This is a genomic window from Mesorhizobium sp. M7A.F.Ca.US.005.03.2.1 (assembly GCF_003997795.1).
Classification (GTDB): Bacteria; Pseudomonadota; Alphaproteobacteria; order Rhizobiales; family Rhizobiaceae; genus Mesorhizobium; species Mesorhizobium ciceri.
This window is the reverse complement of sequence record NZ_RZRP01000032.1, coordinates 1-17671: the sequence shown is the minus strand read 5'-3', so window position 1 is coordinate 17671 and position 17671 is coordinate 1. Positions and strand designations below refer to the sequence as shown.

Here is a 17671-nt window from a genome sequence, read left to right as displayed (position 1 = left end):
GCCGGCGACTTCGCGGACCTTGCCGTCGAGCGCCAGCGCATCGTCCGACCAGAAGCCCGCCTTGACCGCCTTGCCCGGCTTGAATTCGGCGATTTCCATTTCGGGGACGGCGATCAGCACTTCCTTTTCGCCTTCGACAGCGACAGTGACAACCGGCGTACCGGAACCGACCACCTGGCCAACGTCGGCGCTGACCGTGGTGACGATGCCATCCCTGTCGGCCTTGAGATCGGTATAACCGACCTGGTTCTTCGCCTGAGCCAGTGTCGAAAGGGCGGAATCACGGGTGGCGACCGCTTGGTCATAGGTCAAGGTCGCCTGTTCGAGCTGTGATTTCGGGGCAAAATTCTTGGCAAAAAGCTGCTCGGCACGCTTGCGGGCGAGTTCCACGGTCTCGACCTGCCGCTCGGCGGCATCGAGCGCTGCCTGCGCGCTCTTGACCGAAAGGTCGTAGTCAATGGGATCGATGCGGGCGAGCACATCGCCCGAGGCCACATGCTGGCCGATATCGACGAGGCGCTCGGTGATCTTGCCATTGACGCGAAATGCCAGAGCGCTCTCGGTGCGGGCCCTCACCGAGCCGGAATAGGAGAGCGTGCGGGTGTCATTTACCTTCGCGATCTCGACAACCTTGACCGGGCGGATGATATCCTTGACTTCGGCTTTTTCCTGGCTGCAGCCGGCAAGCCCGAGAGTGGCGGTGACAAGCAGCACCGGGCCTACAACCGGCAGCCTGCCGATGATTGAACTGAACGAAGACACGCGCGTACTCCCGAAATGGAGATGAATCGTTGAAACCGGCGCCCGACGGGCGGAGGCTACTTCAAGGCCTTGATTGCATAGTCGACGAGGTCGTCAGGCATTGCCCGGTTGGTCTTGGCAAGGCATTGCGCCACCATCTGCGGGTGACACAGGATGACGGTCGCGGCGCCGAAACAGCGAGACGCGATAACCGGATCCTGTTTTCTGAACTCACCGGCCTCGATCCCGTCACGAATGATTTCCGCGAACAGGTCGTGAATGCTGTCGACATGCTTGTCGATCACACCCCAATCCCGTTCGAGGGCGACGATGACCATCTCGTGGACCTTCTGGTCGTCGAGCATGACCTCCATCGTCATCTTGTATTGCGCATGCACGTAGCGCCGGAGCCGCTCCTCGGCGCTGATCGGCAGACGCGAAATCTCGTAGGCCATCTTGTAGCTGGCGCCGAGCATCCGGCCGCAGACGGCCTGGTGGATTTCGACCTTGGAGGCGAAGAAACGGTAGATGTTGGCCGGCGACATGCCGAGCTCACGCGCAATGTCGGCGACATTGGTCTTGCCGTAGCCATAGTGCCGGAACAGGCGCTCGGCGCAATCGAGAATGCGCGTTACATTTTCCTGTCGGGCGGCTTCGGCGACTATGGTGGCGGCTTCGGACATGATCCTCTATCGATTTACGAGTGACGAATTTTGATTTTCATCACTCGTAAATCGAAAAGAAGGACCTGTCAATGCGAATTCGGTATACACGTACGAATGGTGACAGATGGTGACAGTGAGAAGGTGGAATCGACGATCGCTGTTAGCGGCTGGCCCTGATGAATTCGTCATCCTAGGGCGAAGCAAGGAGCGAAGCGACGCGGCGCAGACCCTAGGATCCATGCCGCGGCGTTGGTCAAAGAGTGCGACGGATCAATAGGTTACACCGGTCAGCGAGCTGTAGCCTGCAGCCGCCATTCTCGACTGTCGGAGCTCGGCCGCAAGGTGACGGCATGGATCCCTTGGGCTGCGGAGCAGCTCCAGGGTTTCCGCGACGTCGCTCGCGACTGCTACACCCTAGGATGACGAAGCCCGGAAGCCCGCGACAAATTGTCGAGGCGAAGCATGGGTGGCGATGCAGCTAAGCCCCCTTGGCCATCTCGCGTAGCCGGAATTTCTGGATCTTGCCGGTCGAGGTTTTCGGGATTTCGGCGAAGATGACCGCCTTCGGCACTTTGAACCGGGCAAGCAGCGCGCGGCAGTGATCGATGATCTCGGCTTCGGTCGCGACCTTGCCGGGTTTCAGCTCGACATAGGCAACAGGCACTTCGCCCCATTTGTCGTCGGGCCTGGCGACGACGCCGCAAGAGGCAACCGACGGGTGCTTGTAGAGCGCGTCCTCGACCTCGATAGAGGAAATGTTCTCGCCACCGGAGATGATGATATCCTTGGAGCGGTCCTTGAGCTGGATGTAGCCATCGGGGTGCATGACGCCGAGATCGCCGGAATGGAACCAGCCGCCGGCGAAGGCTTCGTCGCTCGCCTTGCGGTTTTTCAGGTAGCCCTTCATGACGATGTTGCCGCGGAACATGACCTCGCCGATTGTCTCGCCGTCGGCCGGTGTCGTCCGCATCGTCTCGGGGTCCATGACCGTCAGGCCTTCGAGCGCTGCATAGCGCACGCCCTGCCGCGCCTTCCTGGCGCTGCGCTCGCCCTTTTCGAGATCATCCCAGGCGCCGTGCCATTCGTTGACGACCGCCGGGCCATAGGTCTCGGTCAGGCCGTAGAGATGGGTGACGGCAAAGCCGGCATCCGCCATCCCCGACAGCACGGCTTCCGGCGGGGGTGCTGCAGCCGTGTTGAAAGTGACCGTCTGCGGAAATGCGCGCTTGTCCTCGTCCCTGGCATTGATCAGCACCGACATGACGACCGGCGCGCCGCACAGATGGGTGACGCCCTGATCGGCGATCGCATCGTAGATCGGCTTCGGCCGCACCCAGCGCAGACAGACATGGGTGCCGGCCTGGACGGCGAGCGTCCAGGGAAAGCACCAGCCATTGCAGTGGAACATCGGCAGCGTCCACAAATAGACCGCGTGCTTGGCCATGCCGGCATGGATGGTGTTGGTGTAGGCCATCAGGGCCGCACCGCGATGGTGGTAGACGACGCCCTTCGGATTGCCCGTCGTTCCGGACGTGTAGTTGAGCGAAATCGCATCCCACTCGTCGTCGGGCATCGACCAGGCGAAGTCCGCGTCGCCGCCTGCGACAAATGCCTCATAGTCCAGTGAGCCTACCCGCTCGCCCTTTGGGTACGGCGCGTCGGCGGCGTATTCGGGATCGTCATAGTCGATGACCAGCGGCTTGACCCTGGCCAGTTCCAGGGCCTGCTTGACGACGCCGGAGAATTCGCGGTCGACGATCAGCACCTTGGTCTCGGCATGATCGAGTTGGAAGGCGATGACCGCCGCATCGAGGCGGGTGTTGAGCGAATGCAGCACCGCCTTGGTCATCGGCACGCCGAAATGCGCCTCCAGCATCGGCGGCGTGTTTGACAGCATGACGGTGACGGTGTCGCCCTTGCCGATGCCGCGCTTCTGAAGGGCCGAGGCAAGCTTCAGCGACCGCTGCCAGAAAGTGCGATAGTCGATGCGCTGGCGGCCATCGATGATGGCGATATGGTCGGGATAGGTCTTGGCCGCGCGCTCCAGATAGGTGAGCGGCGTCAGCGGCTGATGGTTGGCCGCGTTCTTGTCGAGATCCTGTTCGTAAGGATTGCCCATCCCATGCTCCCCCGCGATTTTCTTTCAGACGTTCTAATCACAGGCTCGGGCCGCGTCACCACAAACGATGCCACGACGGAGCGCATTCGGCACAATGATGAACCAGATTCGGCGCAAGCGGGAGCATCGCATACCTCTGCCCAGTTTGACTTTTGTCGAGAGCCGTGAATAATGTCAGCTGAGGAGACGGCATGGCGATCCGACCGGCAGAACAACTCATCCACAAGGCCGCCTGGCTCTACTATGCCCATGGCCTGCGGCAGGACCAGGTGGCGAGCCAGCTTAACATTTCCCGTGCCTCGGTCGCCATGTACCTGCGCAAGGCGCGCGAGACCGGCATCGTCAACATCTCGACTTCGACCCAGCTTTTCACCGACGACGTGCTGGCGCGCAAGCTCGAGGATGCGCTGAGCCTCGACGCCGTCTGGATCGCGCCGGAGAATGATCATATTGCCGACCCGTCGACGGAAATCGCCGTGCTGGCGGCGAGCGTCTTTCTCGAACTGGTCAAGAAGGGCGACCGCATCGGCGTCGCCTGGGGCCGCACCGTCTATATGATTGCCGACGTCATGTCCTATGCCGATCTGCAGGATGTCACGGTGGTGCAGCTCTGCGGCAATCTCGGCGCGCCCTATTCCTATCGCCCCGACCAATGCACTATGGAAATCGCGCGGCGGCTCAACGCCAAAGGGCTCAATTTCTACGCGCCGCTGGTGCTGTCTACGGAAGAACTTGCGCGTGCGCTGCGTGCCGAGCCGGTGATCCGGGAACAATTGTCGGGTGTCGGCGAATGCGACCTGGCGTTATACTCGGTCGGCGCGGTCGACGCCGACAGCCATCTGGTCAAATGCGGCGCGCTGACGCCAAGTGAAATGGCGGATCTGCGCAGCCAAGGCGCTGCCGGCGTGATTGCCGGGCAGATCATAGACGCCGAGGGCAAGGTGCTCGACTGCAGTTATAACAGGCGGGTGATCTCCGCCGAGCTTGCATCGCTGCGCGCCATCGCCAGGCGGTTGGTGGTGGTGCAGGAGGACAGCAAGTTCGAACCGCTGCTCGCGGCGATCGCCGGCGGCCTTTGCACGCATCTGGTGGTCGGCGCGCACATGGCGCAGCGGCTCCTGGATCATGCTGCTGCCACGACAGAAAAGGCCTCCTAGGAAATCCCCTCTCCGTCGCCGGCGCATTGTCATCAAAGCGTCGCGGCATTCCTGTTTCACCATCAAAGACAAACAACCGGACGAAGCGAACATGAAGAATTTGTGGAATGACGAAGCAGCCGAAAAACTCGTCGCCGACTACGCGAAAAAGGGTGTCGGCCGCGACCTGGCGCTGCGCGTCTACACGACCCGGCTGCTCGGCGGCGAACCACGGCTGGTCCTGCATGGCGGCGGCAACACTTCTTGCAAGACGACGGCAACCGACCTCGTCGGCGACCAGTGGGACGTGCTGTGCGTCAAGGGCAGCGGCTGGGACATGGGCGTCATCGAGCCGCAGGGCCTGCCGGCGGTCAAGCTCAAGCCGCTGCTCAAGGCGCGCGCGCTGAACAGGCTGGCCGACGAGGACATGGTTGCCCTGCAACGCGTCAACCTCATCGATCCGTCCTCGCCCAACCCGTCGGTCGAGACGTTGCTGCATGCCTTCCTGCCGCACAAATTCGTCGACCACACGCACTCGACCGCCATTCTCGCCATCGTCGACCAGGAGGACTCCAAGCCGCTGGTGAAGACGGTTTTCGGCAGCAAGATGGGTTACGTGCCTTACATCATGCCCGGCTTCGACCTCGCCAAGGCGGCTGCCGACATCTTCGACGCCGATCCTGACGTCGAGGGCCTGATCCTCGACAAGCATGGCATCTTCACCTTCGGCGACGATGCGAAGCAGGCCTACGACCGGATGATCCATTATGTGAACGTCGCCGAGGACTATATTGCCGCAAGCGGCAAGCCGAAGGCGGCAAAGGCAGCCTTGCCGGCAAAGCTCGCGACGCCGGCGTCGATCGCGCCGATGCTGCGCGGCGCGGTGGCGGTAGCGCGCGGCGAAGGCCGCTTCGACCGAATGGTCAGCGATTTCCGCACTTCGCCGGCAATTGTCGATTTCATCAATTCAGCCGAGATCGCCGATTATGCCGGGCGCGGCGTCTCGACGCCCGATCTGTCGATCCGCATCAAAACCGGGCCGATGGCGCTGCCGGCGCCCGACGCGGACAAGGCCGGCGACTACAAGGCGGTGATCAAGAGCCATGTCGACGCGTTCGCCAAGGATTATCGCGCCTATTTCGAAACCAATGATGCGCTCGACGACGTCAAGCGCACCATGCTTGACCAGATGCCGCGGCTGACGCTGGTGCCCGGCCTCGGCATGTTCGGCCACGGCCGCACCCTGAAGGACGCGAAGATCGCGTCGGATGTCGGTGAGATGTGGATCGAGGCAGTGCGTGGCGCCGAGGCCGTCGGCCGGTTCCATCCGCTTTCCAAGGCCGACCTGTTCCCGCTCGAATACTGGTCGCTGGAACAGGCCAAGCTCGCCTCCAACAAGCCGAAGCCGCTGACCGGCCAGGTGGTGCTGATCACCGGCGGTGCCGGCGCGATCGGTGCAGCGACGGCAAAGCTGTTCGCCGACAATGGCGCCCATGCCGTCGTCGTCGATCTCGACGCCGAAAAAGCCGCCGATGCAGCGAAGAAAGCCGGCAACAATTCGATCGGCGTCGCCGCAGACATCACCGACCCGGCACAGGTGCGTGCCGCCTTCGACAAAGCGGTCGCCGTGTTCGGCGGTGTCGACATCCTGGTTTCCAATGCCGGCGCCGCCTGGGAAGGCCGCATCGGCGAGCTCGACGATGCACTTTTGCGCAAGAGTTTCGAGCTCAATTTCTTCGCCCACCAATCGGTGGCGCAGAATGCCGTGCGCATCATGCTCGAGCAGGGCACCGGCGGCGTGCTTCTGTTCAACACCTCCAAGCAGGCCGTCAACCCCGGCCCGAAGTTCGGCGCCTATGGCGTGCCGAAGGCGGCGACGCTGTTCCTGTCCAGGCAGTACGCGCTCGACTATGGCGCGCATGGCATCCGCTCGAACGCCGTCAACGCCGACCGCATCCGCTCGGGCCTTTTGACCGACGCCATGATTGCCAGCCGCTCAGGCGCGCGCGGCGTGTCGGAGAAGGACTACATGTCCGGCAATCTGCTCGGCCAGGAAGTGACGGCGCAGGACGTGGCGCAGGCCTTCCTGCATCACGCGCTGGCCGACCGCACCACCGCCGACGTGACGACCGTCGACGGCGGCAATATCGCGGCAGCGATGCGGTAGGGAAAACCGGCCGAGACTGACGCAAAACAGGCGAAGGTATTCGGGATCTGCAGCTACAGCTGTTCTCGGATGCCTTCCCACGCCATTCTGCCCAACCGTGATTCGGCCTCGTCATTGCCGCCATGTGCATGCAATGTCGAGCGTGGTGTGTTCTCGCCAGGCAAGAGAATGCGATGCCCCGCATCCGGCGATGACACGAGATGTGTGATCTTGCCTGCTTCGCTGCGCCGCCGAACAATTTCTGTCGCGAACCATAGGGAGGGCCACAGCGCATCGTCACCGCCTGCGACCAGCAGGATCTCGGCCGATGCGGTCTCAACGGGGATGGTCGCCGCAGCCGCTTCCTGCCTGAAGGTTTTCAAGCAATGTTCGAAGAGTCCCCTGTAGGATACCAAGCCATCCACGTATTCTGGTGTCCAGTTTGGATCCGTCGGCACAAACGGCAGGGGGATTCCGTCGAGCGACCATGAGGATCGTTCAGGCCAGCTGACGCCATCCGGGCCAGCACCAATATTTCCCCAAATCACCGATGACGGGCTGATGGCGACCACAGCGTCGATGCGCGGGTCATGGACCGCCGCAAGCAGTGAGGCCTCGGCACCCTTGGATGTGCCGACATAGACGATGCGGTGGCATCCTGTTTCAAGGAGACAATCGGTTGCCGCGAAGAAGGTTTCGAGGGGAATTTCGCATATTCCGGGAGGCTGGCCCTCACCGCTAAACCATTGCAGGGCCAAAGCCGACGAGCCCTCGTTTGCAAAGAGCCGTGCGCGCCCGACATCGACGCGGCCACTCGACCCACCCAGCACCACGACACCCGTGGTGGCCTGCGGGCATCGAAACAAGGTTCCGGCGACGGCGCCGGACAGGTTTTCCTCGATTGCCGCTTGGACTTCCATATACGCACCGAACCTTGGGCCGGAGCCTGGCGCCGGCTGCAGATATTCGGCAAAAAGGCCGCCTGCAGCAAGCGGCTGCAGGCGGCCTTCGATAGCGAAAGTTACTTGGCGTTCGGGTTCGGCATCCAGGCCGGCATCGCGACATCGGCGTGGGCGAACTGCGGCAGCTTGGCCGACAGGTCCTCCATGTTCTTGATGTCCTTGTCGATGAGGTCCTTCTGGGTGATCAGTGTCGGCGGCACGACGACGTTGTGGCCGGGGTCTTCACCGGCCAGCAGCTGTGCCAGCGCACGCACCGAGACCTGGCCGACGACGGCCGGGTTGGTCGCGGCGGTCGCGGCCCAGGCGCTGTCGGGCTCGCGCATCGCAGCGATGTCCGAGGTCGAAATGTCGGCCGAATAGATCTTGATGCCCTTGTTCAAGCCCGCTTCGTCGACAGCGATCTTCACGCCCTTGGCGAATTCATCATAGGGAGCGAACATCACCTTGATGTCGGGATGCGCCGTCAGCACCGAACGCGCCTGGTTGGCGACGGAGTTGGCGATCGGATTGTCGAGCGTGCCGAACATCGCGACTTCCTTGATGCCGGCATATTTCTTCTTGACGTCAACCCAGGTCTCGTTGCGGCGGTCGAGCGGCGCGATGCCGGCGACATAGACATAGCCGGCATTCCAGCTCTCGCCATTGTCCTTGACCGCCTGCTCGAGCGCGAGGCGGGCCAAGTCGCGATCGGACTGTTCGATCTGCGGGATCTTGGGGTTTTCGACATTGACGTCGAAGGCCACAACCTTGATGCCGGCGTCGACCGCACGCTGCGCGGCATCCTTCATCGATTCCGTCAGGCCGTGCTGGATGATGATGCCCTGCACGCCGAGCGCGATGGCCTGGTCGACCATGTCGGACTGAAGAGCGGCATCCTGGCGGCTGTCGAGGACGCGCAGGTCGATGCCGAGCGCCTTCGACTGCGCCTCGACGCCCGAGAGATAGGCCTGGAAGAAGTCACCGGTCGAGAGATAGCGCACTAGCGCGATCTTGACGCCGGGCTTGTCGAAGGGCGCCGGCTTGTCCGCGGCAAAAGCCGGAAACTGCATCAGCATGGTTGCGCCGGCCAATCCGAGCGCCACCTTCCCCAGAAGTCTTCTTGTAATGCTCACTTTGTTTTCCTCCACTCTTGTTGAACTCGAAAATCCTGTTCCGGTCGAAAGCTATCTCCTGCCCCTGCCCGAAAGCGCAAAGGTGAAGACAAGGGCGACGACCAGAACCACGCCCTTGATGAAATCCTGCGTGTAGTAAGGCGCGTTCATCATCGTCAGGCCTTGCAGCAAGATGCCGACGAACAGCGCGCCGATGGCGGTGCCGAACGCATTCGGCTTGGCGGCACCCAGCACCGCGTAGCCGATCAGCGCCGCGGCAACCGCATCGAGCAGCAGATTATTACCCGAGGCGATGTCGCCGCGTCCAAGCCGGGCAGCGAGCAAAATGCCGCCGATCGAGGCAAAAACACCTGAAATGACGTAAGCCCAGATCTTGTATGCCTTGACAGGCGCGCCGGCGAGTTCGGCGGCGCGCTCATTGCTGCCGACGGCATACATCATGCGGCCGAAACGGGTGTATTCGAGGAAGAACCAGATCAGCACGGCGAGCACGAGCAGCACCACCACCGACACTGGAATGAGGTTCGGGATGAAGAAGTCGAAGCGGTGGCGGCCGAGCGCCAGGAAGGCGTCGGAGAATTTGCCGTTGGCGACCGAACCGTCCGGCATGGTCATGCCGGTGGCGATCGAGCGGCCTTCGGTTGGAATGCGCTGCAGGCCGACGAGCAGGAACATCATGCCGAGCGTCGCCAGCAGATCGGGCACACGCATGTAGACGATCAGCCAGCCATTGATCAGGCCGACGATGGCGCCGATGAGCAGGCAGACGACGACCGCGACAAGGGCGTTCTGCTCCAGCACCACCATGACATAGGCGGCCGCCATCATGGCTGAGGTGGCGACCGAGCCGATCGACAGATCAAAACCTCCGACGACCAGCGTGGCGGTGACGCCGAGCGCCAGCACGCCGGTGATGGCGACCGACTGGAAGATGAAAACCGCACTTTGCGGCGAAACGAAACCGTCGGCGGCGATCGAGAAATAGGCGACGAGCCCGAACAAGAGCACGATGAAGCCGTAGCGGATGGCGTGGTCGCGCAATGTCATTCGGCGCTCCCGCGCGCTGCTGCCGTTTTTAGCCAATCCGAACCCATGCTCTTTCCATTCCCATTCCTAACGCCCGTGCTCAGGCGGCACTGTGCAGCGGCCCGCCGGCGACCTCGGCCAACAGGCGGTCGAGATCGACATCGGCATTGCGGTGCTCGCCGACGATGGTCTGTTCCGACATGACCAGGATGCGATCGGCGGTCTCCAGCGCCTCGTCGAGTTCGGTGACGAACAGCAGCGTGGCGCGTCCGTTTGCACTGGCCCTGAGCTTGGCGGCGATGTCGCGCCGGGCGGAAATATCGACGCCCTGAAACGGCTCGTCCAGAATGAACAGTCTCGCATGCTGGGCCATCCAGCGGGCGACCATCACCTTCTGCTGGTTGCCGCCGGAGAGCTCCGACATCTCGTCCTTCTCGGAGCGGCAGACGATGCCCAGCTCCTCGATCTGCCGGCGCGCCGTGGCGCGTTCCAGACGGCGCTTGAGAACAGCGAAACGTGACATGCGCTTGTGAAACGGCAGGCTGATATTTTCCTGGATGTTGAAGCCGCCGACGATGCCGTTCTCGCCGCGGTCCTTGGCAACGAGGAACACGCCGGCGGCGATCGCCTCGCCGGCTGTTTCAGGCGCATAAGGCCTGCCGTTCAGCGTCATTGTGCCGGCCAGCGGCTGGCGCACGCCAAACAGCGTCTCGGCAAGCGCCGTCTTGCCGACGCCGACGAGGCCGGTGATGGCAACGACCTCACCGTCGCCGAGCGTCAGCGAGATCGGCCGCGCGCCTTGTGCGATGCGCAGACCGTCTATCTTGAAGACGGCATTGGCTGAATCCCTGACAACAATCCGGTCGAGATGGATCTTGCGGCCGAGCATGGCGTTGACCGCGCCTTCATAGTCGAGCGGTTTCTTGTCGAAAATGCCTGAGATGATCCCGTCCCGCATCGATACGATGCGGTCGGCCAGCCGCCTTATGTCCGACATACGGTGCGAGATGTAGAGGATGGCCACGCCTTGCTCGCGCAGCCTGTCGATCAGGGCAAACAGCCGATCAGCCTCGGCGCTGGAGAGCGATGAGGTCGGCTCGTCGAGGATCAGCACTTTCGGCTTGTGCGCCAGCGCGCGGGCAATCGCCACCATCTGGCGATCGGCCAGCGAAAGATCACTCACCCGCGCCTTCAAATCGATGGCCAGCCCCATGCGGTCGGCAACCGCCTTGGCCTCTCGCCGCACGCGCATTGGATTGAACAGGGTCGGCGCACCGCTGCCGCTCAGCCGGTCCAGCGTCAGGTTGGTGGCGACGTCGAGATCGGCGACGACACCGTCATTGATGTTCTGGTGCACGGTGACGACGCCGGCGCGGATCGCCTCGGCCGGGGTTTTCGGCGCGAAATCCTGGTCGGCGAGCACCATCGTCCCGCCGCCGCGTTCATAGACACCAGAGATGATCTTGACGAGGGTGGATTTGCCGGCGCCGTTGGCGCCCATCAGCACGGTCACTTCACCGGCATACAGTTCCAGCGAGACGCCGCCAAGCACCTCGTTATGGCCAAAGGATTTCCTCAGTCCCTCTACGCGGAACACGGCATTGCCGACCATGCGTTCCTCCCTGACATGACGCTATGAGCTGCATCGGCAATTGTCAACACGATTGACAATTGCCAGATCGCTTCCTAGCTTGGCCCGGCCGCCACGCCTCCGTTATGTTGGAAGCGCATATGCGGGAGGATAACGATGACTGAAGAATTGCCGTTCGAAGCCCTGTCGGTCGAAACCCTGGCTGCACGCCTTGGCGGCAACGAGGCGCTGTGCGCGAAGATCGGCAAGGACACTGGCGCCTGGAAGGTCCGCGAGGTCGGCGACGGCAATCTCAACCTGGTGTTCATCGTCGAGGGCGCCAGCGGTGCGGCCGTGGTCAAGCAGGCCCTGCCCTATGTCCGCCTGGTCGGCGACAGCTGGCCGCTGCCGTTGAAGCGCTCCTTCTTCGAATATCACGCGCTGACCAGGCAAGAGGCGCGCGCGCCGGGCTCGGTGCCGGCGATCCATTATTTCGATGAAGGTCAGGCGCTGATCATCATGGAATATCTTGCGCCGCCGCATATCATCCTGCGCCGTGCCCTGATCGACGGCCGCCAACTGCCGAACATCGCCCGGGATATCGGCCTGTTCATGGCCCGGACGCTGTTTCGCGGCTCCGACCTGCATATGGCCGCCAAGGACCGCAAGGCCGATCTGGCGCTGTTCGCCGACAATGTCGAGCTTTGCGACATCACCGAAAACCTGGTGTTCTCCGATCCCTATTTCGATGCCAAGATGAACCGGCACACCTCGCCGCAGCTCGACGGCCTGGTCGCCGAACTGCGCGCCGACCGCGACCTCAAGGTCGAGGCGCAGCGGCTGAAGCACATCTTCGCCGCCAATGCCGAAACGCTGCTGCATGGCGACCTGCATTCCGGTTCGATCATGGTCACCGACACGGAGACCCGGATGATCGATCCGGAGTTCGCCTTCTACGGCCCGATGGCTTTCGACGTCGGCATGCTGCTTGCCAATTTCTGGATGTCCTTCTTCTCGCAACGCGGCCACGAACAGAAGGGCAAGCGCGACGCCATGCGCGCCTATCTGCTCGGTGTGACGGTCGAGACCTGGTCGGTGTTCCGCGCCGAGTTTTCGCATCTATGGCGCAGCGAGCGCACCGGCATGCTCTACCAAAAGAGCCTGTTCGAGGACCAGGGCGACATCCTTGCCTCAGAGCAGGCGCGCGACCATGTGCTGCACCAGATCTGGACCGACCTGCTAGGCTTTGCCGGCGTCGAAGTGCACCGGCGCATCCTCGGTCTCGCTCACAATGCCGATTTCGAGACCATTGCCGACGAGGATCTGCGCGCCAGTTGTGAAGCAAAGGCGCTGAAATTCGGCCGCCACCTCGCCGTCAACCGGCGCCAGATCCACAGCATCGACGAGGTCAACCAACTGGCCGCGCTGATCGAACAGGAGAGCAGCATTTGAACGTCGGCGACCGCCACTATCGCACCATCTGGCTGAGCGACGACGGGCGTTCGGTCGATATCATCGACCAGCGCTGGCTGCCGCATGATTTCCGCATCGAGAGGATCGGCACGGTTGCCGGCATCGCCACCGCCATCCGTGACATGTGGGTGCGTGGCGCGCCTCTCATTGGCGTCACCGCTGCCTATGGCGTCGCCATGCAGATGGCCGACGATGCGTCGGATGCAGCGCTCGACGCCGTGTGGGAGACCCTGCACGAGACGCGGCCGACCGCGATCAATCTGCGCTGGGCGCTGGACGAAATGCGGCGCTTCCTGCGGCCTTTGCCTACCGAACAACGCGCTGCAGCCGCCTATCGGCGGGCCAGTGAGATCGCCGACGAAGATGTCGGCCTCAACCGCGCCATCGGCGAGAACGGTCTCACCATCATCAAGGCGATCGCGGCGCGCAAGCAGAAGGGCGAGCCGGTCAACATCCTGACCCATTGCAACGCCGGCTGGCTGGCGACGGTCGATTACGGCACGGCGACCGCGCCGATCTACCTGGCCACAGAAGCCGGCATTCCGGTCCATGTCTATGTCGACGAGACGCGGCCGCGCAACCAGGGCGCCCAGCTGACCGCCTGGGAGATGGCCGGGCACGGCGTGCCGCACACGCTGATCGTCGACAATGCCGGCGGCCATCTGATGCAGCGCGGCGCAATCGACATGGTCATCGTCGGTACCGACCGCACCACGGCCGACGGCGATGTCTGCAACAAGATCGGCACCTATCTCAAGGCGCTCGCCGCCGCCGACAATGACGTGCCGTTCTATGTCGCATTGCCGTCGCCGACCATCGATTGGACGGTGCATGACGGTCTGGCCGAGATCCCGATCGAGCAACGCTCGGCCGACGAGGTCTCGCTGGTCTGGGGCAAGACCGCCGCCGGCGAGATTGCCCAGGTGCGCATTTCGCCTGAGACGACGCCGGCGGCCAACCCGGCCTTCGACGTGACGCCGGCGCGGCTGGTGACCGGCCTGATCACCGAGCGCGGTGTCGCCAAGGCCTCGCGCGAGGGCCTGAAGCAGATGTTTCCCGAGCGGGCGTAGCCGCTCGCTTCTAGTACAGAGGCTCGGCCATGTGCTTGGGTGTCGGCCAAGTCTCGGTGATACCCGGCTGCACCGGCCGCTCCAGATAGGTCGAGAGCACCACATAGCTGCGCGTCGAGGTGACGCCCGGCGTTTCGTAGAGGCGCGCCAAAAGGCCTTCGAGGGCCCTGGTGTCTTCGGTGCGGACCTTCAGCAGCATGCAGGTGTCGCCGGCGACGGTATGGATTTCCTCCACTTCGGGATATTGCGAGACCGCCATCAGTTCCGGCGTCTTTCCCCAGCCCCTGGTGTCGATATGGACAAAGGCGAGCAAAGGCTTTTTCACCGCCCGGGGATCGATGATGGTGACCGTGTTGCGGATGGCGCCGCTGCGCCGGAGCCGTTTGACCCGCTCATGCGCTGCCGGTGGCGACAAGCCGACGCGATCGCCGAGTTCGGCGTAGCTGATCGTGGCATCATCGACCAGGACACCTAATATTCTTCGGTCTATCGCGTCGAGATCGCGGGCCGCTGGCCTGTTCTGCAGAATGCCATCTGTTTCTTCATCCATGGCGAAATTCCTGGTTCTCCGCTGAATATAATACGGCCATTATGCCGATATGTCGAACATTGATCAACTTGCACCATTGACTGCCCGAGCCCCGATCCCGGCGCTTGCCTATCTGTTGACGGGCTGCATCGCGGTCATCGGCTCGAACTCGCTGGTGCTGGGTCCGATTGCACCGGCTGTCGCCTCGTCGTTCGGAACCAGCGTGCCGGCCGTGATGATTGCGGCGGCCGCGTTCGGCCTCGGCACCTCTGCCAGCGCGCTGTTCCTGGCGCGCTACATCGACCGGCTCGGTGCTCGCAGAATGCTGCAGGGCGCACTGCTGCTGTTGGCACTGGCGCTGGTCGCCAGCGCCGCGGCACCCACGGTGATCATGCTGGTCGCCGCACAGCTGCTGGCCGGCATCGCCGCCGGCGTCGCCATGCCGGCGATCTATGCCAGCGCGGCGGCCATCGCTCCTCCGGGCAGGGAGAGCGGCACGATCGGCGTCGTGCTGACCGGATGGACACTCAGCATGGTTGCCGGCGTTTCGCTTTCGGCCGTGCTTGCCGATCTGGTGCATTGGCGCGCCGTTTTCGCAGCGGTCGCGGTGCTTGCGGCCCTTGCATGGATGGGGCTGACAGCGACGTCGCTCAGCGACACCAGGAAGGCCGGACCGGCGCCCGCCCCGCTGGAAGCGCTCGGCATTCCCGGAATCCTGCCGCTGCTGGTCGCGTGCGCGGCCTTCATGACTTCGTTCTACGGCGTCTATGGCTATCTCGGCGACCATCTTCATGTCGGGCTTGGACAGCCGGTGAGCGCCAATGGCCTGGCGGCGCTTGCCTACGGCATAGGCTTCGGGACGGCTGCTCTGCTCGACGGCATCATCGACAGACTGGGTGCGCGGCGCGTCATGCCGTTTGCCTATCTTCTTGTCGCCGTCGTCTACGTCGCGATGGCGGCGACGAGCGACAGTTTCGGGCTGACCCTGACCATGGTGGCAATCTGGGGACTGGCCAACCATTTCGGCCTGAATGTCCTGGTGATGCGCCTGTCGGCGCTCGATCCGTCGCGGCGCGGCACGATCATGGGGCTGAACAGTGCGGTGACTTACCTCGCGGTCTTTGTCGGCACCACCAGCTTCGGGCCGCTTTATTCCAACTTCGGCTTTGCTGTCTGCGTGATGGTTGCAGCACTGCTCATGCTGATCGCCGCATCGGCGGCGGCGTGGCGCACGCGGTAGTCGAACGGACTTGGCCCAACCTTCTCACGGTTGACAGCAGCGTCCTGCCCTTTCATACAAAGCCGTTAATGTTCTCAGGGCGGGGTGAAAGTCCCCACCGGCGGTAAGGGTTTCTACCCAAGCCCGCGAGCGCTTTCCGGTCCACGCATCAATGCGTGGATTCTTAAGTGCTAGAGCGTCCTTTACGCGTCCAAGGGACGCGTGGCGCTCTAGTGGAAAGGTCAGCAGATCCGGTGTGATTCCGGAGCCGACGGTTACAGTCCGGATGGAAGAGGACGAAACGGAAGCCGGCCCGCTTTTCGCGGGCTTAATCCGTATCGTGCGTCCTGATTCTGGTTCGAAACGGAAGGATGGACCCATGAATCAGCATTCCCATAAAGACTACGAAACGACCCGCATCGCCGTTATCCGCGCGCGCTGGCATGCCGATATCGTCGACCAGTGCGTACTGGCGTTCGAGACGGAACTGGCCTCTCTGGGAGGCGAGCGCTTCACCGTCGACATCTTCGATGTGCCCGGCGCCTATGAGATCCCCCTGCATGCCAAGACCCTGGCCGGGACCGGCCGTTATGCCGCGATCCTCGGCACAGCCTTTGTCGTCAATGGCGGCATCTACCGGCATGAGTTCGTCGCAAGTGCCGTCATCGACGGCATGATGAACGTGCAGCTGTCGACCGGCGTGCCGGTGCTGTCGGCGGTGCTCACCCCGCACAACTACCACGACAGCGCCGAGCACCACCGCTTCTTCTTCGAGCACTTCACCGTCAAGGGCAAGGAAGCGGCGAACGCCTGCGTGCAACTCCTGGCGGCGCGGGACCTGATCGCGGCCTGAGGTCGTCAAACTGGCCGGATTTCAACCCTGCAACAAGAATTGCGATCGATAAGCGCTCCGAAGGTTGCGGTTCCCTTGAAATCCCGCCAGAAGCATCAAGGGCCGACCGGCAAACCGGCCGGCCCGCGACGTTGCGCTTGAAACCAGATACGGGAGACTATTGGGTGGCTCGCATAACACTGAGACAATTGCTCGACCACGCCGCCGAATACGGCTATGGCGTGCCCGCTTTCAACATGAACAACATGGAACAGGGCCTCGCCATCATGGAGGCCGCCGAGGAGACCAAGTCGCCGGTCATCCTGCAGGCTAGCCGCGGCGCGCGCGCCTATGCCAATGACGTGGTGCTGGCCAAGCTGATCGACGCGCTGGTCGAAATCCATCCCGACATTCCGGTCTGCATGCATCTCGACCATGGCAACAACGAAGCCACCTGCGTCACCGCGATCCAGTACGGCTTCACCTCCGTCATGATGGACGGATCGCTGAAGGAAGACGGCAAGACGCCGGCCGACTACGCCTACAATTCCGGCATCACCAAGCGCGTCGTCGACATGGCGCATTGGGGCGGCGTGTCCGTCGAAGGCGAGATCGGCGTGCTCGGCTCGCTCGAGAGCGGCGGCGGCGAGCAGGAAGACGGCCACGGCGTCGAAGGGGCGATCAGCCACGACCAGCTTTTGACCGATCCCGAACAGGCGGTCGAGTTCGTCAAAGACACCCATGTCGATGCGCTGGCGGTTGCCATGGGCACCAGCCATGGCGCCTACAAATTCTCGCGCAAGCCGGACGGCGCGGTGCTGGCCATGAACGTCATCGAGGAGATCCACCGCCGCCTGCCGAACATGCACCTGGTCATGCACGGCTCGTCCTCGGTGCCCGAGGATCTGCAGGAGATCATCAATAAATATGGCGGCCAGATGAAGCCGACCTGGGGCGTGCCGGTCGAGGAGATCCAGCGCGGCATCAAGCACGGCGTGCGCAAGATCAACATCGACACCGACAACCGCATGGCGCTGACCGGCGCGATCCGCAAGGTGCTGACCGAGAATC

General features: G+C 63.0%; 15 protein-coding genes and 1 riboswitch. Of the genes, 7 read left to right on the top strand and 8 right to left on the bottom strand.

The annotated features are described in order from the left end of the window. From EN991_RS03520 to EN991_RS03510, 3 genes are all read right to left on the bottom strand, one after another. On the bottom strand, positions 1-762 hold a 762-nt coding region (locus EN991_RS03520; protein WP_127368161.1), incomplete at its 3' end, for an efflux RND transporter periplasmic adaptor subunit. Between the two features lie 56 nt (positions 763-818). Next, positions 819-1424 carry a TetR family transcriptional regulator gene (locus tag EN991_RS03515; protein WP_013532915.1) on the bottom strand — a complete coding sequence of 202 codons (606 nt, stop codon included), beginning with the start codon at positions 1422-1424 and terminating at the stop codon, positions 819-821. Positions 1425-1884: 460 nt separating this feature from the next. Then, the gene (locus EN991_RS03510) at positions 1885-3525 is read right to left on the bottom strand and encodes an acyl-CoA synthetase (RefSeq protein WP_127368160.1); all 1641 of its coding nucleotides are present in this window, start codon (positions 3523-3525) and stop codon (positions 1885-1887) included. Between the two features lie 191 nt (positions 3526-3716). Here EN991_RS03510 and EN991_RS03505 point away from each other — a divergent pair, with 191 nt between their 5' ends. Both EN991_RS03505 and EN991_RS03500 read left to right on the top strand, forming a co-directional pair. Then, positions 3717-4682: a sugar-binding transcriptional regulator gene (locus tag EN991_RS03505; protein ID WP_013532917.1), complete on the top strand. Its 966-nt coding sequence runs from the start codon at positions 3717-3719 to the stop codon at positions 4680-4682. Between the two features lie 91 nt (positions 4683-4773). Beyond that, positions 4774-6828, top strand: a complete 2055-nt coding sequence (locus tag EN991_RS03500; protein WP_027163848.1) for a bifunctional aldolase/short-chain dehydrogenase — start codon at positions 4774-4776, stop codon at positions 6826-6828. A gap of 53 nt (positions 6829-6881) precedes the next feature. On the opposite strand, the gene EN991_RS03495 is transcribed toward EN991_RS03500, so the two are convergent. The 4 genes from EN991_RS03495 to EN991_RS03480 all read right to left on the bottom strand — a co-directional run bounded on the left by EN991_RS03495 (position 6882) and on the right by EN991_RS03480 (position 11519). Continuing rightward, positions 6882-7727: an acyl-CoA thioester hydrolase/BAAT C-terminal domain-containing protein gene (locus EN991_RS03495; protein ID WP_127368159.1), complete on the bottom strand. Its 846-nt coding sequence runs from the start codon at positions 7725-7727 to the stop codon at positions 6882-6884. Between the two features lie 101 nt (positions 7728-7828). Next, positions 7829-8881, bottom strand: a complete 1053-nt coding sequence (locus EN991_RS03490) for a substrate-binding domain-containing protein (protein WP_013532920.1) — start codon at positions 8879-8881, stop codon at positions 7829-7831. 51 nt (positions 8882-8932) lie between these two features. Then, on the bottom strand, positions 8933-9928 hold the full coding sequence (locus EN991_RS03485; protein ID WP_013532921.1) for an ABC transporter permease: 996 nt from the start codon (positions 9926-9928) through the stop codon (positions 8933-8935). Positions 9929-10007: 79 nt separating this feature from the next. Then, positions 10008-11519, bottom strand: coding sequence for a sugar ABC transporter ATP-binding protein (locus EN991_RS03480; RefSeq protein ID WP_024502579.1), 1512 nt, complete (start codon positions 11517-11519; stop codon positions 10008-10010). 135 nt (positions 11520-11654) lie between these two features. On the opposite strand from EN991_RS03480, the gene mtnK reads away from it, so the two are divergent. Both mtnK and mtnA read left to right on the top strand, forming a co-directional pair. Beyond that, positions 11655-12929: an S-methyl-5-thioribose kinase gene (gene mtnK, locus EN991_RS03475; RefSeq protein ID WP_063171611.1), complete on the top strand. Its 1275-nt coding sequence runs from the start codon at positions 11655-11657 to the stop codon at positions 12927-12929. Continuing rightward, positions 12926-14020, top strand: coding sequence for an S-methyl-5-thioribose-1-phosphate isomerase (gene mtnA, locus EN991_RS03470; RefSeq protein WP_013532924.1), 1095 nt, complete (start codon positions 12926-12928; stop codon positions 14018-14020). Before mtnK ends, mtnA begins: the two co-directional genes overlap by 4 nt. A 10-nt stretch (positions 14021-14030) precedes the next feature. Here the strand turns inward: mtnA and EN991_RS03465 are convergent, their stop codons facing one another. Further along, positions 14031-14570 (bottom strand): Lrp/AsnC family transcriptional regulator, encoded by a 540-nt coding sequence (locus tag EN991_RS03465; protein WP_013532925.1) that lies wholly within the window; start codon positions 14568-14570, stop codon positions 14031-14033. 49 nt (positions 14571-14619) lie between these two features. On the opposite strand from EN991_RS03465, the gene EN991_RS03460 reads away from it, so the two are divergent. The 3 genes from EN991_RS03460 to fba all read left to right on the top strand — a co-directional run. Further along, positions 14620-15789 carry an MFS transporter gene (locus tag EN991_RS03460; RefSeq protein ID WP_027163854.1) on the top strand — a complete coding sequence of 390 codons (1170 nt, stop codon included), beginning with the start codon at positions 14620-14622 and terminating at the stop codon, positions 15787-15789. A gap of 66 nt (positions 15790-15855) precedes the next feature. Next, a riboswitch (FMN riboswitch) is annotated at positions 15856-16070 on the top strand. Between the two features lie 77 nt (positions 16071-16147). Further along, the gene (locus tag EN991_RS03455; protein ID WP_027163855.1) at positions 16148-16621 is read left to right on the top strand and encodes a 6,7-dimethyl-8-ribityllumazine synthase; all 474 of its coding nucleotides are present in this window, start codon (positions 16148-16150) and stop codon (positions 16619-16621) included. Between the two features lie 164 nt (positions 16622-16785). Further along, positions 16786-17671 (top strand): class II fructose-bisphosphate aldolase (gene fba / locus EN991_RS03450; RefSeq protein ID WP_127368158.1); only part of this gene is annotated, 886 nt, incomplete at its 3' end.